At 49.0% G+C, this 21,698-nt stretch carries 16 protein-coding genes; 11 read left to right on the top strand and 5 right to left on the bottom strand.

The genetic code is table 11. From position 1 onward, the window contains the following. Window positions 1-77: 77 nt before the first annotated feature. Genes KXG62_RS26525 through KXG62_RS26510 form a run of 4 tightly spaced genes read left to right on the top strand, consistent with a single transcriptional unit; the run spans window position 78 to window position 4,624 of the window. Complete coding sequence (locus KXG62_RS26525) at window positions 78-962, top strand: carbohydrate ABC transporter permease (protein WP_218095053.1); 885 nt, start codon at window positions 78-80, stop codon at window positions 960-962. A 15-nt stretch (window positions 963-977) separates the two neighbouring features. Beyond that, a complete protein-coding gene (locus tag KXG62_RS26520) occupies window positions 978-1,811 on the top strand; it encodes a carbohydrate ABC transporter permease (RefSeq protein ID WP_218095052.1) in 834 nt (277 codons plus the stop codon). A 54-nt stretch (window positions 1,812-1,865) separates the two neighbouring features. Continuing rightward, complete coding sequence (locus KXG62_RS26515) at window positions 1,866-3,221, top strand: extracellular solute-binding protein (protein WP_218095051.1); 1,356 nt, start codon at window positions 1,866-1,868, stop codon at window positions 3,219-3,221. A gap of 17 nt (window positions 3,222-3,238) precedes the next feature. After that, window positions 3,239-4,624 (top strand): FAD-dependent oxidoreductase, encoded by a 1,386-nt coding sequence (locus KXG62_RS26510; protein ID WP_218095050.1) that lies wholly within the window; start codon window positions 3,239-3,241, stop codon window positions 4,622-4,624. A gap of 188 nt (window positions 4,625-4,812) precedes the next feature. On the opposite strand, the gene KXG62_RS26505 is transcribed toward KXG62_RS26510, so the two are convergent. The 3 genes from KXG62_RS26505 to KXG62_RS26495 all read right to left on the bottom strand — a co-directional run bounded on the left by KXG62_RS26505 (window position 4,813) and on the right by KXG62_RS26495 (window position 9,063). Then, window positions 4,813-5,382, bottom strand: a complete 570-nt coding sequence (locus tag KXG62_RS26505; RefSeq protein WP_218095049.1) for a dihydrofolate reductase family protein — start codon at window positions 5,380-5,382, stop codon at window positions 4,813-4,815. Between the two features lie 167 nt (window positions 5,383-5,549). Next, window positions 5,550-7,334 carry an ABC transporter ATP-binding protein gene (locus KXG62_RS26500; RefSeq protein ID WP_218095048.1) on the bottom strand — a complete coding sequence of 595 codons (1,785 nt, stop codon included), beginning with the start codon at window positions 7,332-7,334 and terminating at the stop codon, window positions 5,550-5,552. Then, window positions 7,312-9,063 (bottom strand): ABC transporter ATP-binding protein, encoded by a 1,752-nt coding sequence (locus KXG62_RS26495; RefSeq protein ID WP_218095047.1) that lies wholly within the window; start codon window positions 9,061-9,063, stop codon window positions 7,312-7,314. The genes KXG62_RS26500 and KXG62_RS26495 overlap by 23 nt, the downstream gene beginning before the upstream one ends. A gap of 346 nt (window positions 9,064-9,409) precedes the next feature. On the opposite strand from KXG62_RS26495, the gene KXG62_RS26490 reads away from it, so the two are divergent. Further along, window positions 9,410-9,868 (top strand): NUDIX hydrolase, encoded by a 459-nt coding sequence (locus KXG62_RS26490; protein ID WP_218095046.1) that lies wholly within the window; start codon window positions 9,410-9,412, stop codon window positions 9,866-9,868. Window positions 9,869-10,106: 238 nt separating this feature from the next. After that, window positions 10,107-10,883, top strand: coding sequence for an LppM family (lipo)protein (locus tag KXG62_RS26485; protein WP_218095045.1), 777 nt, complete (start codon window positions 10,107-10,109; stop codon window positions 10,881-10,883). A gap of 76 nt (window positions 10,884-10,959) precedes the next feature. Here the strand turns inward: KXG62_RS26485 and KXG62_RS26480 are convergent, their stop codons facing one another. Further along, window positions 10,960-12,270, bottom strand: a complete 1,311-nt coding sequence (locus tag KXG62_RS26480) for an ABC transporter substrate-binding protein (RefSeq protein ID WP_218095044.1) — start codon at window positions 12,268-12,270, stop codon at window positions 10,960-10,962. Window positions 12,271-12,687: 417 nt separating this feature from the next. Between KXG62_RS26480 and KXG62_RS26475 the strand changes: the two genes are divergently transcribed. The 4 genes from KXG62_RS26475 to KXG62_RS26460 all read left to right on the top strand — a co-directional run bounded on the left by KXG62_RS26475 (window position 12,688) and on the right by KXG62_RS26460 (window position 18,789). Continuing rightward, entirely contained in the window at window positions 12,688-13,482 is a 795-nt protein-coding gene (locus KXG62_RS26475) for a helix-turn-helix transcriptional regulator (RefSeq protein ID WP_218095043.1), read from the top strand. A 151-nt stretch (window positions 13,483-13,633) separates the two neighbouring features. Beyond that, entirely contained in the window at window positions 13,634-14,821 is a 1,188-nt protein-coding gene (locus KXG62_RS26470) for a TolB family protein (protein ID WP_218095042.1), read from the top strand. 27 nt (window positions 14,822-14,848) lie between these two features. Then, window positions 14,849-16,573, top strand: coding sequence for a glycoside hydrolase family 2 protein (locus KXG62_RS26465; RefSeq protein WP_218095041.1), 1,725 nt, complete (start codon window positions 14,849-14,851; stop codon window positions 16,571-16,573). 290 nt (window positions 16,574-16,863) lie between these two features. Continuing rightward, window positions 16,864-18,789 (top strand): PAS domain S-box protein, encoded by a 1,926-nt coding sequence (locus KXG62_RS26460; protein ID WP_218095040.1) that lies wholly within the window; start codon window positions 16,864-16,866, stop codon window positions 18,787-18,789. 107 nt (window positions 18,790-18,896) lie between these two features. Here KXG62_RS26460 and KXG62_RS26455 read toward each other — a convergent pair whose 3' ends face one another. Then, on the bottom strand, window positions 18,897-19,802 hold the full coding sequence (locus KXG62_RS26455; protein WP_218095039.1) for an ArsR/SmtB family transcription factor: 906 nt from the start codon (window positions 19,800-19,802) through the stop codon (window positions 18,897-18,899). Window positions 19,803-20,141: 339 nt separating this feature from the next. Here KXG62_RS26455 and KXG62_RS26450 point away from each other — a divergent pair, with 339 nt between their 5' ends. Further along, a complete protein-coding gene (locus KXG62_RS26450; protein WP_218095038.1) occupies window positions 20,142-21,581 on the top strand; it encodes an ABC transporter substrate-binding protein in 1,440 nt (479 codons plus the stop codon). Window positions 21,582-21,698 lie beyond the last annotated feature (117 nt).

Below are 21,698 nucleotides of genomic sequence, written 5' to 3'. Positions count from 1 at the left end.
GTTTAACCCGGAAGCCCCATGGTTTACGATAAGAGACGTCAAGACCACAGCACGAGTAAGCAGAAAGGGGGCAGTTTATGAACGCGTATAAAAAGGAAGCGTTTACAGGGTGGCTATTTATTATGCCGGCAATCATCGGATTCGGACTATTGACGGTGATTCCAATCCTATTTTCCTTAGTCATCTCCTTTACGGACTGGAACTTTATGGAGGGACTCAAAGGCATCCGGTTTACAGGCTTTCATAATTATACAGAGATGTGGTCTGATCCGTGGTTTACGGACAGTCTTAAGAACAATTTAATATTTGCCGTGACGACCGTTCCGTGTATCATGATATTTTCACTGCTGACCGCCGTAGGGCTAAATCATGGCGCATTCTTCAAAACGCCGCTGCGCATGATTATTTTCATGCCGTATGTCTCAAGCATCGTTGCTGTGTCGCTGGTATGGGCGCTCTTGTACTCTCCAAGTCAAGGTCCGATTAACCAAGCGCTCCGCGGATTTGGCATCGAAAACCCGCCTGGCTGGCTCTCCGATCCGAAATGGGCTTTGGCAGCCATTATCATTATGAGCGTATGGGCGGCAATCGGCTATAATATGGTCATTTATTTGGCCGGGCTGCAAAGCATACCGAAAGATTTGTATGAGGCGGCCAGCATCGACGGAGCCGGTAAAGTCAAACAGTTTTTCAGTGTGACGATCCCGCTTTTGTCGCCGACAACGTTTTTTGTCCTGATTACTTGCATCATTCATTCCTTCCAAGTATTTGCCGCCATCTTCATGATGACGCAGGGAGGGCCGGGTACTTCCACTTCGGTCGTAACTTTCTATATTTATCAGACCGGCTTTAGCTTTTACAAAATGGGTTATGCGTCAGCGATGGCTTGGATCTTGACGTTGATTATATTTATGATCACGATCATACAGTGGATTGGGCAAAAACGTTGGGTGAATTACTAGAAGGAGGAGACAAGCATGACGTGGCTCAAAAGCAATGGGCTGAAGCTGTTCACGACATTATTGCTGGTGGCTGTGGCGGCTACAATGCTGTTGCCGTTTCTCTGGATGCTGTCGACATCGTTGAAAAAGCAAATCGACGTATTTCATGATCCGATGATTTGGATACCCGCCAAGATTCAATGGAATAACTATAAAGATATATGGCTCGGGTCCCATCCATTCGGTCTCTACTATTTCAATTCCATTAAAGTAACGGTGCTTTCGGTGATCGGCGCCGTGCTGATCAGCTCTGCCACTGCTTACGGCTTTGCCCGCTTTGAATTCAAAGGCAAAAACTTTGTTTTTCTCATTTTCTTGGCAACGATGATGGTTCCTGATCAAGTAACGCTCATTCCGAGATTTATTTTATTCAATTATCTCGGTCTCTATAATTCGCACTGGGCATTGATATTGCCTGGAATCTTTACGGCGATCGGCATTTTCCTGCTTCGCCAAACTTATTTGACGATACCCGGCGATTTCTCCGAGGCGGCCAAAATGGAGGGCGCCAACCATTTTCAAATCTGGACGCGTATCTTTATCCCTTTGTCCAAGCCCGCGCTGGTTTCCTTGGTCATCCTTAGCTTCACATGGAACTGGAATGAATTCGTCAATCCGCTTGTTTTTATAACAAGTAAGAAATTGTTTACTGTTCCGCTTGGCCTAACTAATTTTGTCGATGATTCCGGCACAAACTATCCGCAAATGATGGCTGCGGCAGTCAGCTCTATTTTACCCGTCATCGCGGTATTTTTATTCGGTCAGCGCTGGTTTATTCAAGGTGTGGCATCCTCCGGGGTGAAAGGATAATTCTTTTTCCTTCTATACATTTAAATTACAAATACAAGAAGCGAGGTATGAGAAATGATGAATCATCAACGTAAGGTGGGTATTATTCTAACAGTAAGTCTCGCGGCAATGGGGCTAGTCGGTTGCGGCTCGGACCCAGCGGCAGACAAAGCCGGCAGTAACGGGGCTTCAGGCAAAGTCGTGAAGCTGAAATTTTGGGGGGCGGTTCCGGAAGAGAGCGGACCGAAACAGGCTGTTGAGAACTGGAATAAAGCTCATCCTGACATTCAAGTCGAATATGTTCGGTTTGTCAATGACGAATCCGGTAATACCAAACTCGAAACATCGCTAATCGCAGGCGGCGAAGTCGACGTGTTCGTAAACTACCGAATGGACAAGCTGGTAAAGCGGATCAACGCCAATTTGGTGGAGCCGCTGGATTCATATATTGCCCAAGCTCAGTTCGACATTAAGGATAACTTCGGTGATAAAGCGATTACAAAGTTTAATAACAAATCCTATTATATCCCGGCGATCATTTTGAACGATTTTGTTTCCATCAATAAATCTTACCTGGATGAAGCTAAGCTGCCGATTCCTACGGACTGGACCTGGGACCAATATAAAGATTATGCGGTGAAGCTGACGAAAGGCCAGGGCAACGATAAGCGATGGGGTTCCTTCGTGGGCAACTTGGAGCCGAAAATTTATGAGTGGATGGACAAAACGGTAAAAACCGAGCTTGGTCCGAACGCGTTTTACAAAGATGCCCAAACGAGTAATCTCGACAATCCGGTGTTCAAGTCGTACTTGGACACAATGGTCGATATGGAGCGCAACTTAAAAGTGCAGCCTCCTTACGCAGAAGCCAAAACGTCCAAGCTTCAGGGCACAAGCCTATTCCTATCCGGCAAAACCGCGATGGTTTGGAACGGCACAGCAGGCATCCGCAGCATCAAAAATACGAAGGACTTCCCGCATGATTTTGTCACTGCGTTTGCTCCTACGCCAAAAATGACGTCGAACAGCAAATTTATCGGCGGCGGCACAGGCTACCTGGACTTCGTTACGATCAACGCCAACTCCTCGAAGAAAGAGGCGGCTTGGGAATTCCTGAAATGGTACGTGACGGAAGGGAATGAACCGCTCATTTCCAGCGGGCGCGTTCCGGCATGGAAAAAAGTAGACAAAGAAAAAGTAGCCAAGCTTGTGCTCGGCGACAATCCCGAAAAACTGTTTGACGTTGAGTCGTTCAAACGGGTAGCATTCGCGGACGTAGAGTATGTCAATGATACGGAGTTCAAAAACCTTGCCGAAATTCAGAAAATTGTTGATGAGGAAGGCGAACGTGCGCTGATCGGTGATAAAAGCACCGCGGATGCGGTTGGAAATATGAAGAAGCGCGCCGATGATATTTTGGCTAAAAAATAATGGAGGTGTCATTCCGTATGAATACTTCAGTTTACGATTATGAAGTCGCCGTTATCGGCGGAGGTCCTGCGGGGATCGCTGCTGCAATTGCCTCGGCTCGCACCGGCGCCAGTACGGTTCTGATTGAGCCTAGCTCATTTCTAGGAGGAGCCGGGACCGGCAGTTTGGTTGGTCCATGGATGACGAATTATTTTCAAGACCGTCAAGTGATCCGCGGAATATTCCAGGATGTTGTGGATGAATTGGTTGCATATGAGGGCTCAACGGGTACGGTCAAGTGCCCATACGACAAGCCGGGTTCCACGCAGGGAACCGGCGGTTATATTACTCCGTTTGACGCTGAAATTTTGAAATTTGTTCTAAACAAGCTCGTCCTTGAGGCTGGAGTCAAGCTGCTGCTCAATACGTATGTGGATGAGGTTTACGCCAAGAACGGCAAGGTAGAAGGAATCGGCATTCGCAGCAAGTCATCCAGAGATATCATCCGTGCCAAGCAGTATATCGATGCAACCGGCGACGGGGATATCGCGGTATCGGCTGGGGCCAGCTATGAGTACGGGCGCAGACAAGACGGATTGGCACAGCCGGTGTCGTCGCTTTTCAAAATGAGCTATGTCGATCTGGACAAGTTCATCGACTACACACTGGAGCACCGCGATGAGCTGGTGTGGGTAACGTATCCCATACTCCCGTCGAACTTGCCGGCTCACTTTGCGAAGCGCATGGTAGCGCTTAGCGGCTTCAACCGGGCGGTTGCCGAAGCCAAGGAAAGAGGAGAGCTGAACGTTGGCCGCGAACGGCTGACCCTGTTCTCCGACTATCGGGACGGCGATGTGCTCTTTAACGCAACCCGCGTCAACCGCATCGATGGAACGAATAATCAGGAGCTGATTCGTGCGGAGATCGACCTGCGTCAGCAAGTTATGTCGGTGGTCGCGTTTGCCCGCAAATACTTGCCTGGATTCGATCGGGCTTCCTTATCAAGCGCCGCTTCCCGGGTAGGTGTACGCGAGACGCGACGGATCATCGGCGATTATGTTCTGACCCAGGAGGATGTACTCCACGGTGCCAAATTCGTTGACAGCATTGCCAAGGGCTGCTTCCCGGTCGACATTCATAGCCCGCACGACCATACGAATGTATGGACGGAACTCGACGATGCTTATGATATTCCGTATCGATGCTTGCTTCCGGTGGATGTGGATAACCTGCTCGTTGCCGGGCGCTGCATCTCGGCAACGCATGAAGCGCTCGCTTCCACGCGGGTACAATCCCACTGCATGGCAATCGGGCAAGCGGCAGGTGTCGCCGCTGCTATGGCAGCGGAACAAAATGTAGCGACGCGCGGCATTAATGTAGGGCAGTTGCAGGAAAGGCTGCTTGCTCAAAAAGCAATCATTTAAACCGTCGTAAAACGCCGGTCCATGACCCGGATGTAAGCGGAGTCCGTTAATTCTTCACTAACATTCAACGGTATTATCCTTTTGAGCCTATTCTGTCAGTTGTTTTAATGAAAAAAGCAGACCGCCGCGGCAGTCTGCTTTTTTCAACTATCGTTTCCCGTTCGAGCGGTTCACCTTGTACGGCGCGACTATTTCTCCAACTCATAGCGGGTCGCGATAATGCCCGACTTGAGCGCTCGGCTGGACAGCAGCTTGAGCCTGATTTTCTCGACGCTGCCGTCGAATACCGTTTTTCCGCTGCCCAGGACGACTGGACAGATCGTTAGCAGGAATTCGTCGATCAGGCCGAGCTCAAGCAGCGTCTTCGCAGCCCCCGGGCTGCCGAAGATAACGAGATTTTTGCCAGGCTGCTCCTTGAGCGCCTTGATTTCCTCTGCGATTTTGTCCTTAATCAGCAACGTATTGTTCCATTCCGTCTTGTCCATTGTGCCGGAAATGACGATCTTCTTAACATCCTGTATCCATTTAGCATGCTCCATATCGTGCCTCGACGCATTAGGATCATCCAGCATCGTGGGCCAGTAGCTCTCCATCATCTGATACGTCGTACGTCCGTAAACGGGAGAGCCGACTTCGGCTACGACCTCCTCGGCGTATTTCTCTAATTCCTCGTTGTACGGAATCCAATCCAGTCCTCCATTCGAATCTGACGCATACCCATCCAGCGACACATGCATGAATAATACGAGTTTTCTCATGTCCGGTTCTCCTCTGATTTCGAATTTATTTTGTTCGACTGGCCGTTGTCCTGTAGTTTGTCCTGCTGTTACGTTCACTTTAAATCATTACGTTGCGTAAGGTTCAAGGGGTAGAAATACATCGATTGCGCCACCGCCACAGATATACCAATCAAAACCATGGTTAGCTAAAAATGCACGAGCATGTGAAAGGGTTTCATGTCCTCCGTATTTTTTACAACAACATGCCCACATGCTGTATACTGATTTTGGAAAAGCAGATCATAGGTTTCGTTTCTGTTACGCAGGTTTTCATGGGTATCCAAAGCTACTATCGCACCTTCTTTTAATACCATGACCTTGTCGCAGTCCAAAATAGTAGATAAACGGTGAGCAATGGAAATCAGGGTCTTTCCCGATGAAAGGCTCTTGAGCTCTGCAATGATGTCATTCTCATTTTCGTTGTCAAGAGCGCTGGTGCTTTCATCAAAAATGATGATGTCCCTGTCCTGTAAAAACGCACGGGCAATACATAAGCGCTGTCTCTGGCCCCCTGAAAGTTTTACACCTTTTTCTCCAATGGTCGTATCCAATGTATTGGGCAAGGTTGCAATGAAGTCATAAATACTCGCTCTGCGGCAGCACGCTATCAATTCCGCATCGGTTGCGTCGGCCTTTGCCAGCAACAGGTTTTCTCTGATCGTCATATTGAATAGAACCGGCTCCTGCACAACGATACTCACTTTGTCTGACACACTCTCGCTGTTCACAGTGTGTAGATCAACGCTGCCAATGCGCACAGTACCCCCTTGCGGTTTAATTTTCCCTGTTAACAGTTTAGCGAGGGTAGACTTGCCGCTGCCGCTTTCTCCGACGATTGCCAGATGTTCGCCTTTACTCACGGAAAACGAAATCCCGTCAAGAGCAAATGAATCGTTTCCTTCATATTTAAATTTCAGGTTTTCAACATTAATATCTGTTTCGTTAATTTTCTGATAAGGTTTATTACCTGCTTCTAAATTCAGTATCTCGATAACCTTTTCGATATTCACCGAATCATTCTTGAAGTTTATGATGGAATTACTAATGTTTTCTATATTCCCAAAAAACTGCCCGTAAAAGCTGATAAACACGAGCAGCACACCGACTTGCGAATAACCATTAATGACGAATAATCCACCGATAAAATAAATAAACAACTGGGTAATGAAGTTTTTCGTGAACCATGAATAGGTAACTCCCAGATGCGAATAGAGCTGGGTTAGAAACCAAATCGGCCTTATCTTTTTATAATGTCCGTTTAATTCATCAAGTTGCGCGTCCTCAAGGTTGTTGATCTTGACATCCTTCCAGTTTTGAAAATTCGAGTGTAAAAAGGTTTCATATTTTGTTTGCAATTTCCATAGTTCCTCTTTGGCTTTCTTCGATTTTCCTCCCAAAAAATGAACCGTTACAAAAGATATCGGTACAAAAATAAAGCTGAGCAGCGCAATCCGCCAGTCGAAACTTAGCAAAATAACCGCCAGCGTAACCGCGTAAACGACGCCGTAAATAAAATCCAATATATGGGTTGTGAAAAAATTCCCGGCAACAATAGAATCGTTTTCGATCCGACTCTTAACGTCGCCAGTGCTGTATTTGCTATACACATCATGATCTAGGCTGGTATACTTTTTCAGCAATTTATGCTTTATTCTTAGGTCATATTTCAGTAGTAACCGGTTTGAAAACCGCTTACTGACTCCGATCCCGATTGTCGCAAACAGGAAAACAGCCAAATATCCGATAATGACAGGCGGAAGCTCGTTCATATGTTTATCCACTAAAACGCGATTCACCAAAAACGAATACAAGAACAAAGGGATAAGCCCGAATAATAAGTTCCATACCTTGAAAAAACCAAGCGCAATCAACGGCTTGTGAATACCATCTATATCCCGAGTCAATGCCTTAAAGGTATCCCACCGGTTCATACGCTTCATCTCCTATATGCTGTTCGCGGAATAAGTGTATATACGTTTCATTGCTTCTAATCAGTACGTCGTGAGTATCAAAGCCTGCGACAACACCGTCCGCTAAAACCGCGATTTTATCACAGCATCGGATGGTGGAAAAACGGTGGGCGATGATAATAACCGTCCGATCTTTCGACATATCCCTCAACATGTTCCGAATAAGCGCTTCATTCTGGCTGTCAAGGAACGAAGTGGCTTCGTCGAAGATCAAAATCTTGGGATTCTTGACTAATATCCTGGCGATAGCTAGTCGCTGCTTCTGTCCGCCGGATAATTCTTGCCCGTCCGTTCCAAGCAGCGTGTCCAGTCCGTTTGGAAGTGTCAAGTAAACATCATAAAGGGCGGCTTTCTTAAGCGCTTCCAGCAATGCGTCATCATGATCGTTGTTATTCGTAAATGAAAGATTGTAGCGCAGCGTATGATCATAAAGGATGGTCTCCTGATGAACCATACCGACCTGGCTTCGCAAGCTATGCAGGTTATATGCATTGACATTCGTTCCATCGATCAGAAGCTCGCCGCCGTCCACGTTATATAAATTGTAGAGCAGGTTCGCCATCGATGTTTTACCTGCGCCGCTCTTTCCGACAATGCCAATGGTGCTTCCTGCATCAATACGGAGAGTGAATCCGTTCAGAACAGGCTTATCTTCGGTGTACCCAAATGTGACATTGGTAAATTCAATCATGCCCTCCTTAATTTGTTTCGGAGGATGGTTATCTTTGTAATCTTCTTCATCCTCATTCAGAATATCCACCACGCGTTGTACGGATACAAGCTGCTTCCCGGCATCCATCATTTTGCCGTTTATGGAGCTGAAGTAGTTTACTGCCATATTAAAATAGCTTACGGCGGCCACAAAGACGCCGAGCTGCATTTGGCCATTAACAATGAAATAGGCACAGGTCGCGAATATGACCAGTTGTGCGATAAGCATGAGGAAAGAATTAACCCTTTCCGCCGTCACGTCGATTTTTCCGCTCATCACATTCATTTTATGGATGGCTGTCGTTTTTCTTAAATAAAACTTCGTTACTTGTTTACGTGCGTTAAGGATTTTTATCTCCTGCCAATTTTTCACGATTTCAAACAAGTAAGAGGATCGCTTGCCTTGTTCCTTTGAAATCTCCTTCCTGATATTTTGCGATTTTTTCTTGAAATGTTTCGAGGTAAAGAACATGATGGGAACCAGAACGACTGTAAGAACTCCCAAAAGTAGATTGTAGTAAAACATGAAGCAGACAGCGAATAGTATATGTAAAAAGTTGGAATATGCCCAAAGACCGTTCTGGAAGACGAGATTTCCAATATCCGTGGTGTCATTGTTCATTCGGCTGATCATGTCTCCGCTGTACATCCCGGAGAGGTCTTTCCCTTTTTTATGTAATATCTTTTTGAACAGAGCCCGCCGTATATCAAAGACAAAACCCGTCATCAATTGTGACTGAATGAGATTGTTTAGCGTCGTAACAACAAACTGATGGACAAAGAGGATGCCGGCATAAATAAGGCTCACATTCAAAAAGGCGGTCATGTCTTTATCATAAAAAGCGATATTAACAATTTTCCCGTTGAGGAACGGAAAAATCAAATTAGTCAACGTCGCTAATGTAGTGATGATGAACCCGCATATAAATACCCATTTGTTCATCAACATAAATTTTGCGACCCATTGCCTTGTCGTCATAAAACACCTCTCTTTCTCTATAGCGATATGAATAACGCTCACGCCTCTTTATTCATTCTCGGTTTCGAATGTTACCTATCGTAAAATATAATATGTTAATTTACAAACTTCAAAAACGCATGTTCGCTTTTTTGCATAGATTTACATATTCACATTACAATGCCTAAATTCAGGTTTTTCAGAAAATGATAACTCTGTTTATCTCTAAAAATCTCGGATTTCCTCATTATTTTTCAGTCGCAAATATTCCTTGTACCCTTCCGGGCAGTTTGCGTTAGTATATAACTTAAAGTGCAACGCAGTAAGCTTCGGATAGATGCGAGCGGAACGGGAGAGGGAGAAGGAAATGATGCAACACGGATACATTGTAGTCGCTAGCGTGTCGATTATTCAGTACGGCAAGATGCTGATTATTAAAGAAACCAAGGCGCCCGTCGCAAATCAATGGAATTTTCCCGGCGGAAGAGTGGAACGGGGTGAAGATATTACGGATGCTGCATGCAGAGAAGTTAGGGAGGAAACCGGATACGAAATCAATCTTACGGGCACAACCGGCGTCTATCCGTTCGCTGCTACGGGTAACGCGCAGGTGCTTTTATTTCATTTTACCGCAGAAATTGCGCCAGAATCCCGGCGGCTCCATGACTATGAGATGAGCGAATACAAGTGGGTCCCGGCTTCCGAGCTGCTGCTCCTGAACAAGTATAATCTTCGCGGGGAAGCCGTGATCCGGCGAATAACGGAAAACCTTATCGGCGGGAGGATATACCCGCTTGCTTTTTTCAATCGGCCATCTGTGACGTAAAACCTTTGCGCAGCATTCCGGTAGCCGGCCTCATGTTATTTCTTTTGCTGGTCCAGCATTTGGTTGATTGCGATGGCCACAACAAAATCTGAAGCTCGTCATTGGCCATGCTTCACGAAGTAGAGAGGTCCTAGAGTCCCTTTTTAACGGGTAACATAAATCTAATTAATTCTTTATCAACGAAATAAGGTTTTTAATGTTATAATGTCACAGGTATTTTATTTGTATATAGGGGGAAATGATGTTGATACCTGGTAAGCTACGCTGGATTTCATTAATAGCTTCTTTAAGTATTTTTATCTTATTAACTGGATGCGTAAAAGGGGATTTCCATGTAACGGTTAATAAAGACGGCTCAGCGGATCTGGATTACAAACTTGGCATGCAAGCTCAACTGATAGGTCTCATGTCTGGTAACGGTCAGAACGACCCTATTTCAGAATTAAAAACAAATTTTGAAAAACAAGGATTTTCTGTTTCGCAATACCGGGATGGCGATTATATAGGAGTAGCGGCCAAGAAACATTTGAATAATTCAGAAGAAATAGGTAACGCTCTGCCCAGTCAAAACATTCTTAACCAAAATCAAAAAAGCAATTCTTCGGAAATGATGAACTTCAGCCAAGATAAGGGTTTCTTTTTCACTACATACCGTTATAATGGTTCGGTCGATCTGACAGATATGAAGCCGGATGACAAAGATACAATGGGCATACAACAAATGATGCTGAAGCAGATTGATTTAAAGCTAACCCTATCACTGCCTGTTAAAGCCGATATGCAGAATGCCTCTCGGGTCCTTCCGGATCAACAGACTTATCAATGGGACCTCATTCCCGGAACTAAGGGCGAAGTTATCCTCCAGGCGAAAGTGCCAAACATCACGAATATAATGATATGTTCCATTGCACTGCTTCTTATCATAGGTGTCATCGTCGTTACCTTTATCAAAAATAGACAACGGAAAGCAGCAGCCAGCTTGTCTTCGCATGAGCCGCCATTATCGTTAGAATAACCCCATGCTTAGTGAATTCTAACCCCGTCGCAACATGACGGGGTTATTTAAGGTCTATCCGGTGGCCGACCTCATGTTATTTCTTTTGCTGGTCCAGCATTTGGTTGATTTGCTCCTCCGCGTCACGCAGCAGCGTATTCGAGTCGATCGCGCCGCTTACGACCTTGGGGAAATTGTTCTCGAGGAAAGGCCGGGCGCTCGCTTCGTACATCGAGAATTTCGGAGCCGGCGCAGGCTTGCTCTTGAAGATGCTGGCGATTCGCTTCTGCTTCAACACAGGATCGTCCGCACCTAGCTGCTGATTGAACGATGAGTTTGCCAGCGTTGACATTTTGGCGAGCTGGCGGGCTGCCAGAAGTTGAACTTCATCCGAGGTCAGCACGTTCATGACCTGCATCGCCTGCAGCTTATGCTTGCTCGGCTTTGTCATCACTATGACCCAGGCATCGACCATGCCGTATACGTTCGGTTGATTTGAATAGCTTGGATATTGCGCGACATCCCACTGCTCGAAGCCGCCCTGCGCGCCGGCCTGAAGCAGGTTGGACAATATATTGACGGACCCGAGCATCGCGACATTTTGCTTCGTCCAGAAATCGTTGCGGCTGCTCTTGCCGTCCCAATTGCCGGGAATGGAGACGATTTGCTGCTGCAGCTGAATGACGCGCCGCCACTCACTGCTGTCGACCTGAGAGCGGTTCGTCCGCGGGTTGACGAGCGTCAGCGATAACGGATAGGCGGGACGAATCAACCGTTCCGGATGAAGTCCCATGTAGCTGACTCCGTCCACGGTGCGGGCCAGCGAGCGCGACAGCGCGACCGTCTCCTCCCATGTCATGCCGTCCTTCGGGTATGCGATGCCGAAGCGGTCGAATATATTTTTATTGTAATACAAGGCGCTGAACTGCTGGGTAAACGGCAATCCGACCAGCGCGCCGTCGTCGGAGGCGATCTTCACCGCGTCGAGCACGACCGGATCGAACCGGCTCAGATCGGTTCCCGTTTGCTTGACCAGCGGCGTAATATCCGTCATCAAATCATAGGCGAACAGCTCGCCCATCGAGCCGTTGGAGTGCACGATCAGGTCCGGAATGCTGCCGGAGGCGATCCAGTCGGCTGGACTTTTGATCGCTTCCTTGCTGCCGTATTTGACGAGCTCCAGCGTAATATGCGGATATTTGCGCCGGACCGGCTCGACGAACAGCTTGTTGAATTCCTCATCGCTGTGACTGGCGCTTCCGGAGTTGGCAATCCGGATCGTGACCGGCTCGGTTGACGGTTCCTGCGGCTTATTCTCTGGAAGCTGATTCCCCGTACTGCTGCAGCCTGACAGCATACCGGCGATAGACAGTACGCACACTGTTTTCTTCATGCGCTTGTTTTCCATGTGTATTCCCCCTTGGCTATAATTTGGGATGGAGCGAAACGGCAGGCAGCGGCTGATCCATGGGACGAACCTTCGGTCGTAAAGCGGCTCAAGGAGCAGGTGCTCAACATCGCATTAAGAAAGCGGTTTCATAACGCTTTGTCAAAGCGCGGTGAAGGCGGCGGTCTGGCCCGGTCGCTTCGCTTTGTCCGTTACGTAGTCGTCCCTTCTAAGCGATCGTTGCCGCTTCCTAACGATGGCTGCCGCCTCGGACCTTCTCGCCCATTCCGCTCCCGCCTCATCGGCTTCGCTCTCAAGGCATTGTTATGTTCTTATTCGCTTACAGTATACTTTGCGAAATCGCGGGAGTACATTTACATTCTGCTTCAAGATTTGTACACTCTTCTCATAACGAAACGGCGGAAGGGAGGAGCGGGTATGCCCAACGATATTGGACAGCTGGTTATCGGGTTGCCGGCGCCGTACAGGGAAATCAACTTTTTTTACAGAACGAAAGGGTGGACCATGGGGCTGCACGATCATCCGTGGTACCAGATGATTCTGGTCACCGACGGCGTTCTTTCTCTGGAAAGCGGCGATCACTCGTACACGCTTCGGCCTGGGCATTTTTGCTTGATCCCTCCCTTTCACGCGCATGCGCTGGCGACCAAGGACGGGTACCATCAGTTCGGCATTAACTTTCAGCACAAGGCAGACGAGAGGGGCATTACTTCGTTTCTGGATACGCATTTGAAAGAGATCGTGGTCATGAACAAATTCGATATTCTCGACATGCTGCCGGCCATTCAGCAAACGTGCAGCGAGATGACCGCAATTTCCAAGCTGCGGGTCGGCAGCTACCTGGACTCGATCCTGTTGAACTGTATGGAGAGCGCTTTCTCGCGCAAGGAGATTCACTTTAGAAACAAGCTGCTCGACTACTTGCGCCGAAATTTACGCGAGAAGACGATGCTGAAAGACTTATGCCAGCATATGAACATGAGCCAGTCGCATCTGGAGCGGCTGACGTATCAGGAGTTCGGCTGCGGCGTGATCGAATTGTACAATCGCATCCGTATTCATCATGCCTGCAATCTGCTGTCCGATTCCTCGCTGTCGCTATCGGAAATATCCGAGCAGCTAGGGTTTTATGACTTATCGCATTTCTCCCATTTCTTCAAACGCAAGATGCGCATGAGCCCGACGGCGTTCAAGAAGCAAATGCTGGAGTAGCGGCATTACCGGACATTGACAGAGAATGGTTCGATTATACAAATGGATGGGCCGATTATGCATGGCTGCCCGGTGGATCCCCGGCTATAATAAGCGAAGCTGCGGATAGAACGCGGCGCTGCCATTTACTTGTGAAGGAGGTAATCCGGGAATGAACGCTGCCATTCATGGGCTCACGACGCTGGAACGTGTGACGCCCGACGATGCCCATTATTTCTTCGGCTATTACGACACGCCGGGCTGGAGTCAAAGCGGCCGGTTTCATTTATGCCATAAGGTCGATTTTGTAGATCGTTTGCCCCGTGCGGGCGATACCGCGGTGCTTGGTTTGATCGACGTCGCCGACCGGACGTTTCATCCTATCGCCGAGACGACGGCATGGAATTTCCAGCAGGGCAGCATGCTGCAGTGGCATCCGAAGCTGGCGGAGGATGTCGTGATCTATAATGTCCGCGACGGCGAAGATTACAGAGCTTGCGTGCACCAGATCCGGACAGGAGCGGTCCGGCAGCTGGAGCGGCCGGTTGCGAATGTGGACCCTGCGGGCCTGTACGCTGTCAGCGTGAATTTCGACCGCTTGTTTGATTTTCGCCCTGGCTACGGATATGCCGGAACAAAAGACCGTTTTTTCAAAGACCCCCATTCGGAGGAAGACGGCATCTTTCTCGTCGATTTACAGACGGGATTGAGCCGCCTGGTGCTGTCGATGCAGCGTATCTGGGAAGCGACCCAAGCTTTTTTTCACGGGGAGGATCAGAAGCTGCTGATCAATCACATCACGTTCAATACGGACGGCTCCCGGCTCGTTTTCCTCGTGCGCAATTTCACGGAGGAGGGGCGCGGGTGGAAGACGGCGGTCATGACCGTGAACCCGGACGGCTCGGACTTGTTTCTGCTGTCCGATTATTCGTACGCCTCGCATTATTGCTGGCGGGATGCGCGGCATATCGCGTTTCATTCGAGAGGGGCCGAAGTCGGCGATGCGGGGGACCAGCTGTACTTATTCAAGGACAAAACATACGAAGGCGAAGCGATTGACCCGGGGTTCTTCTTGCGCGACGGGCATTGCAGCTATTCTCCGGACCGGAAGATGATGCTGTATGACAGTTATCCGGACAAGAGGCACATGCGTCATCTGTATGTATACGATCTGGAGAAAAGAAAGGGCGTCACGCTCGGTTCGTTCCATTCGCCCCCCGGCATCGACGGCGATATCCGCTGCGATCTGCATCCGCGCTGGGACCGGAACGGTACCCGCATCTCGTTCGACTCGGTTCATGAGGGACGGCGGGGGCTGTATGTGATGGACCTGCGAAACGTTCTGCGGCACGGCATATGATACGTCATCATCCAAGGAGGACAGCTCATGATACGCGCTTTTGACGAGCATCGGATCCGATCCGTTCGCTGGCTTGACGGACAATGGGCATTTGCGGCGGACCCGGACGATCAAGGAATCCGGCAGGAATGGTATAAGCGGTTTCCGGCCACGGAGGACAAGATATATGTTCCCGGATGCTGGAACAACGATATCGGACGCTACGATTACGAAGGTCCGGCCTGGTACAGAACGACGTTTTATTTGAATGAACAGCAGCATATTCGTCTCATCTTCCATGCGGTGCTCGGTTATGCGGAGGTGTATTTGGACGGAGAGCGGCTCGGAGACCATTACGGCGGTTTTACGCCGTTCGAATACGTACTTGCCGACCGGGAAGCCGGGCTGCATGAGCTGATCGTTCGCTGCGATAATACGCATACGCGCCAGACGATCCCGCTGGATCGGGTCGACTGGTTTCATTACGGCGGCATCATTCGGCCGGTGGAGCTGCAGACGCTGCCGGATGTTTATATAGAGCGGCTGACCGTGACGTACCGGCTGCAAGGAAGGCAGGCGGAAGTGCAGTGCTCGGTAAGGCTGAGCAGCTTGGCGAAGGAGCCCCGCGAAGTGCCGCTCTGCCTGATGGCCGACGATCGGCCGTTTCATAACGAAACCGTGGCGCTGCCCGGCGGGAGCGTCGCTGAGATCAACATCAACCAGCTCTGGGACGGGGTGCGGTTATGGCAAGTCGGGCAAGCCGAGCTTTATACGATTACCGCTTCTACGGGGGAGGACGACCGTTCCGACCGCATTGGATTCCGGTCGATCGGAACCGAAGGCGGGAGAATCTGCATTAACGGGCAGCCGGTATATTTGCAGGGCGTGAACCGGCATGAGGAGCATCCCGAATGGGGCTTCGCGTTCCCTCCGAAGCTGATGAAGAAGGACATCGACATCATCGAGCATCTGGGCTGCAACACGATCCGCGGCTCTCATTATCCGATGAGTCCCTACTGGCTCGACCTGCTCGACGAACGGGGGATCGTATATTGGAGCGAGATCCCGATGTGGGGCTTTCCGAAGGACGTATTGGCCGATCCCGTCGTGATCGGGCGGGGCTACCGGATGATCGAGGAGCTGATCGATCGCGACCTGCATCATCCGTGCGTCGTGTTCTGGTCCGTTCATAACGAGATCGATACGAACACCCGGGAAGGCTACGAGATTACGAAAACGTATGTCGATCTGGTGCGGAGCAAAGACACTTCTCGTCTGGTCACCTGCGCAACGCACCGCCCGCTGACCGATCTGACCCTCGGGCTGCTGGATGTCATCGGACTGAATGTGTATTACGGCTGGTATAACGGCAAGGTCGAGGAATTCGATGCGTTTCTGCCCAAATTCCATGCCTATGCGGCATCGGTGGGCGCAGGGGACAAGCCGGTGCTGATGACGGAGTTCGGCGGCGCAGGTATATTCGGTGATGTCGGCTGGGAAGAGGACCGGATGTTCAGCGAGGATTATCAGGCGAAAATTCACGCCAAAGCTTTGGCCTCCTTCCGCGCCGATCCGAAGATCGCGGGCACGTACATCTGGCAGTTCGCCGATATTCGCAGCGATACGCCCCGATTCCGGGACCGGGCAAGGGGCTTTAACAACAAGGGGATTGTGAACGAATACCGGAAGCCCAAGCAAGCGTACCGGGTCATCCGCGATATGTATCGCTCGGCGATCGCCCGGGAAGGCGAGGACGGCGCGCAGCAGGAGTAACCGGCGAAGATGGCAGCAGCAGAGCTGACTTCCATTGTCGTGAGAAAATAACTGGAAATGAAATATGGCGAGGAGGACGCAACCCAAGCGAGAGCGAGGGGGCGTCCTTTTTCTTGGGCGGAAACGATTGACCGTTCAGGCAATCGATGGATTGGTGATGTGAACTCGAGCAGCCGTAATAAATCAATCTTCCTGATTTGACCACGGCCTATGGTATAATAAAACACGACAATACATAGCGTTCAACGGATCGTTCAACCATAGGAATTTATAGGCTGGAGGTGTTCTTCATGCATCGCGTTAACTTGGATCCCAACGCCTTCAACGCGCAGGTTTTTGAATACGCCTGCTTTGGCATTGCTCTCATCGCTCCGGACGGTTTAATTCTAACCGTTAACCCTGCAATAGAGCGGATCTTCGGTTATACCAAGGAAGAGTTTGACGGCAGACGATTCGGCTTTTTTTCACATCCGGAAGATAAAGTCAAAACGATCAATGACCTGAAGCAGATGATGGAAAACAATACAAGCGAAGTGCAGTTAGAGAAGCGGTATATCAGAAAGAACGGCGAGACGATGTGGGCGTTTGTTTCCGTCCGGTTGTTCCGCAATGATGAGGGGCAGCCGCTGTATTACATCGCACAGATCAACGATATTTCGGCTCAGAAGGAATCGGAGCAGCGGCTGCAAGAAACGGTTGAACGGTACACGTCGCTCAAAAAATATAATCATGACGCCGTTGTTTCTTTCGATTTGCAAGGAAAAATCATCCACGCCAATACGATGGCGGAGCAGCTGACCGGCTACCGCATTGAGGAAGAACTTAAAGGCATGGAGCTTGCCAACCTGATCGGGAAGCCCAATGTGGAGCGGATTTTGAAAGACGCGCTTCACGATAGCGCGATAGAAGAGGGAATCGACACGGTTGTCACCAAAGACGGCGATATCATCGAAGTGCTCACCAGTATTGCGCCGATCTTTGTAAACGAAAAAAATATCGGTTTTTATCTGATTTGCAAGGACATCTCCGAGCAGAAAAGACTGGTGCTGGCCAAGGAAATGGCCGAAGCTACGAATAAAGCCAAGAGCGAATTCCTTGCCATGATGAGTCATGAAATTCGAACGCCCATGAACGGTGTCATCGGCATGACCGACCTTCTTCTGGAGGCCGATCTTGAAGAGGAGCACAAAGAATATGTAGAGATCATTCGTAAAAGTGGAGAAACCTTGCTTGGTATTATCAATGACATCCTCGATCTTTCAAAAATTGAGGCGGGAAGAACGGAGCTGCAAGAAGAAACGTTCGATTTGCGTTTGTGCATCAAGGACAGCCTGTCTGTCGTTTCCGCCAAGGCCGATGAAAAAGGGCTGGAATTATCGTATGCCATCAGTCACAACGTGCCCGATTACATTTATGGGGATGGGGATCGGCTCAAGCAGGTGCTCTTAAATCTGCTGAGCAATGCGGTCAAGTTTACATCTCGCGGGAATGTATCGGTGGCAGTCAAGAAAGTCGAGGGGGACCGGGCGCGATTGGCCTTCGCGGTTACGGATACGGGCATTGGAATCCCTACGGAGCGGCTCGAAGAAATCTTTGAACCGTTCGCTCAGATCGACAGCTTTATGACGCGTAAACATGAAGGGACCGGTCTGGGGCTTTCGATATGCAGAAAGCTCTTGGAATTGATGGGCGGGGAAATCCATGCCGAAAGCGATGGCATGAACGGCTCGACCTTTTGCTTCACCATTCCGCTAAATGAAAAGACGGCCGCCGACTTCGACCATCCCCAGCATTCGATTTCCAATGGAGTCGATCGACTGAACATATTAATTGCTGAGGACAATGCGATCAACACGCTGGTGTTGAAGAAACTGCTTGAAACGATGGGTCACAACATTTCCGTAGCTGCAAACGGCCAAGAAGTGATTGAAGCTGCACTTAAAGAAACATACGATGTCATCTTTATGGATATCAACATGCCTATCGTGAATGGCGTGGATGCAGCGCGAACGATTAAAGAGAAGCTGACGACCGGGAAGTGCCCCCGTATTGTGGCTGTTACCGCGAACGCGTTAAAGGGCGATCGGGAGAAATACTTGGCGGCGGGAATGGACGATTATGTCAGCAAGCCTGTGAAGATCGACGCCATTAGAAAAATATTGCTTGCGTATGTGCATATCCGGGGAAGCAAAGAACAAAAGCAATTTTATCCTTAGGATGAGTTACGGCTTCCTTTAGCATGAATGATCACCTGGGCCTCCCGCGAATGAAAACAACCTAAAACCCGTACATAGGGTCTTAGGTTGTTTCGCGTTGGTTCCTTCTACACCGTAATCGTTACCCGTATGTCCTGCGGATAGTTGCCGAAGTTTTTGCCGAAGAGGCTGACACCACCGCAATTCGCAGCGGATTCGGGAGACGAGATCCGAAAGAGCAGCTCCTGCCCTGCTTGAACGTTCAGTTGATGAATGCGAATGTCGGAAAATCTGACTCCATCGATAAACGTACCTTCATCGGTAATGGAGAGGACCTTAAGAAGTCCGTACTGTGTATCCACCCACCACTCGGGCGTGTATTTTCCGCGCTTGCTGCCAAAATCCCCCGGGCAGGTCCAAGTAGCAACATCGATGTGATTGATGGAAAAGGTTATATCCGACGGCCAATTGTCGTTATAAAAAGGCGCCTCCGAACAAATCTCCAAAGAAACGCTTAAGCTGGACGCGGCTTCTTTCCCCACCAAATAATTCGGAATCCGATATTCGACAAAACCGCTTGCAAACCAGAGGTGCTCTGCCGTCATACGCTCGGGATCGTCGAAATAACGCGGATCGTCCATCATGCCGATGCGCTTGTAGGAGGACGCCAAGCCGCAAGTGGGGTGAACCTCATGCCGGATGTACTGTCCAACCGGAAGGTCGACCGCGAATCCGCTTTGGCTCCCCGGCTTTTCTTCTTCGGCTGTTCGGAGTACTAACGTCAGCTTATCCACATTCAAGGAGCACCGCTTCTGCGTGCCTCGTTTTCCTACCGTATTCTCCGTGGATACAATCCCGGCTTCCTCCAGCTTCTGGATATGCTTCGTAATGATCGCTGAGGACAAGCCTAATGCCTCAGCGAGCTCGCCAATGTTATAAGGCTTCTCATTTAATAATTCAATGATCCGAACGCGCGTTTCGGAAGAGAAGCATTCCAGCACGTTCATATTTCTCGTGGTCACGTCTATGTTCATACAGCACGCTCCTAATCCATCCCATTATATAACCTAAATGTTAACTAATCAACTTTTCGTTGACAAAAAGGAATGAGGGTTCTATTATATTAACCATCATAGAATAAAGATAATTTTTTTATTAAACATAAGAAAAGGAGTGCGGATATGGCTCAAGCATCGATGAGGCAGGAGTATCCTCACACGCAGCTTATGAGGGGCTAATTTCAACCGAGAACCCGGCAGAAGATGAAGAACAGCGGGGGGCAGGTGATCCGACTGGCATTTATGCAAACGTTTTCCGTATTTGAAACCGCTTCATAATTTACCAACTGAAGTTCAAGCCTGAAGTAGGTAAGAATGACATTCGTTTTCGAACATAATGGATGCCCGCAATCGATACTCGGCTTAACGCCGCGTATTTTACCAGCACTGTGTCATGTAGCGTTGATACCGAATCGATACAATGAACATGGAGGGATCTCATTGAAAAGGAAGTTAGCACTTACGGCCGCAGTCTTAGCGCTGCTCCTCAATATCGGCTGTCAAAATCAAAGTAATCCAAGTCAGTCCGGCGGAAAAAGCACGGAACTATCCCAGGTCAGTACGGAACCCGTTACTTTAAAGTTATATGTTGCCCAAGGCTTTTTCGCGCAAGAAGATTTTGAGGCTAATTTTGTTGAGCCGATGAAAAAGAAATATCCGCATATTACATTGGAAATGGTTAGCGGCAAATTACAGGATATGATCACCTCGGGGGATGTGCCCGATATTTTAATCGCCGGATTGCCTGGGGTTCCTGCACTGCAGGATTTGCAAATCATCGAGGATCTCAATCCGTATATCAAAAAATTCGCACTGGACTTGTCCAAATATGAGCCGGTCACGATTGAATCCATCAAGAAGTTTGGAGAAAAAGGAGAAATGGTGGCGCTGCCATTTCGAATGAACATCCCTGCTCTCTTCTATAACAAAGACATATTTGAACGATTCGGTGTTGCTTATCCGAAGGAAGGCATGACATGGGAAGAGACGATCGATTTGGCGCGCAAGCTGACACGCAATGACGGAGGCGTTCAGTATTTGGGTCTTTACGCAGGCGGGGCGGACCGCTTTGCCATGGGGCTAACCTTGCCTTACGTGAAGAAACAGACCAACGAAGCCGTGCTTACAACGGATAGCTGGGCCAAGGTGCTGAATCTGCATAAAATGATGTATGACATTCCGGGGTATGTGGTGGATGGCAAGCTTTCAAGCAACTCGCACACCGTGTTTGTGAAAGACCAAAAGGTTGCTATGGCTGGTTATTGGGGTACAGATGTCATCGGTGAAATCGATAAACTGGTAAAGAGCGGTCAGGATCTTCATTGGGACATGGTGACGCTCCCCACATTTGAGAAGGGCAAGGGCTATGCGTGGCAGGCCGAAACGCATAATATGTTTGTCACCGCGACCAGCAAGCATAAAGACCAAGCTTTCCAAGTGATCTCTCATGTCGCCGGTGAAGAGGTGCAGAAGATCATCAATAAGAGCGGAAGAATACCGGTTCTGAAGAAAACCGAAGAAATGAAGAAAGAGTTCGGCGCGGACCTGGAGTTTCTGAAGGGGAAAAATACGAATGCGTTCTTCACGCTTCAGCCGGGAATACATGAACATACGAAATATGATCTAAAAGGCAGAAGCTTAATTGTAGAAGCGGGCAACGACATGATCTTGAAAGGCATCGATGTCAATACGGCCTTGCGGAACGCGCAGGAGAAACTGAACCAATATATCAAGGAGCAAGCTGCCGCCCAGTAATCGCTCTATACCATCCGCTCGCCGAGTGCTGCATTCGGGCGGGCTTTTTTTATTCGCAGCCACGGTTAATAGGAGCAGGCGCCGCGGCGACCTGCTCCTGTCTCTGTAAACGGCACC

It is taken from the genome of Paenibacillus solanacearum (assembly GCF_910593845.1).
GTDB lineage: Bacteria > Bacillota > Bacilli > Paenibacillales > NBRC-103111 > Paenibacillus_G > Paenibacillus_G solanacearum.
The sequence above is the reverse complement of the archived record's forward strand: the minus strand, read 5'-3'. Positions and strand labels throughout refer to the sequence as shown.

Excerpts from the sequence above, each read along its gene's own strand:
- KXG62_RS26525 (WP_218095053.1), top strand. The coding sequence starts at position 78 with ATGAACGCGTATAAAAAGGAAGCGTTTACAGGGTGGCTATTTATTATG.
- KXG62_RS26520 (WP_218095052.1), top strand. The coding sequence starts at position 978 with ATGACGTGGCTCAAAAGCAATGGGCTGAAGCTGTTCACGACATTATTG.
- KXG62_RS26515 (WP_218095051.1), top strand. The coding sequence starts at position 1,866 with ATGATGAATCATCAACGTAAGGTGGGTATTATTCTAACAGTAAGTCTC.
- KXG62_RS26510 (WP_218095050.1), top strand. The coding sequence starts at position 3,239 with ATGAATACTTCAGTTTACGATTATGAAGTCGCCGTTATCGGCGGAGGT.
- KXG62_RS26505 (WP_218095049.1), bottom strand. The coding sequence starts at position 5,382 with ATGAGAAAACTCGTATTATTCATGCATGTGTCGCTGGATGGGTATGCG.
- KXG62_RS26500 (WP_218095048.1), bottom strand. The coding sequence starts at position 7,334 with ATGAACCGGTGGGATACCTTTAAGGCATTGACTCGGGATATAGATGGT.
- KXG62_RS26495 (WP_218095047.1), bottom strand. The coding sequence starts at position 9,063 with ATGACGACAAGGCAATGGGTCGCAAAATTTATGTTGATGAACAAATGG.
- KXG62_RS26490 (WP_218095046.1), top strand. The coding sequence starts at position 9,410 with ATGATGCAACACGGATACATTGTAGTCGCTAGCGTGTCGATTATTCAG.
- KXG62_RS26485 (WP_218095045.1), top strand. The coding sequence starts at position 10,107 with ATGATGTTGATACCTGGTAAGCTACGCTGGATTTCATTAATAGCTTCT.
- KXG62_RS26480 (WP_218095044.1), bottom strand. The coding sequence starts at position 12,270 with ATGGAAAACAAGCGCATGAAGAAAACAGTGTGCGTACTGTCTATCGCC.
- KXG62_RS26475 (WP_218095043.1), top strand. The coding sequence starts at position 12,688 with ATGCCCAACGATATTGGACAGCTGGTTATCGGGTTGCCGGCGCCGTAC.
- KXG62_RS26470 (WP_218095042.1), top strand. The coding sequence starts at position 13,634 with ATGAACGCTGCCATTCATGGGCTCACGACGCTGGAACGTGTGACGCCC.
- KXG62_RS26465 (WP_218095041.1), top strand. The coding sequence starts at position 14,849 with ATGATACGCGCTTTTGACGAGCATCGGATCCGATCCGTTCGCTGGCTT.
- KXG62_RS26460 (WP_218095040.1), top strand. The coding sequence starts at position 16,864 with ATGCATCGCGTTAACTTGGATCCCAACGCCTTCAACGCGCAGGTTTTT.
- KXG62_RS26455 (WP_218095039.1), bottom strand. The coding sequence starts at position 19,802 with ATGAACATAGACGTGACCACGAGAAATATGAACGTGCTGGAATGCTTC.
- KXG62_RS26450 (WP_218095038.1), top strand. The coding sequence starts at position 20,142 with ATGACATTCGTTTTCGAACATAATGGATGCCCGCAATCGATACTCGGC.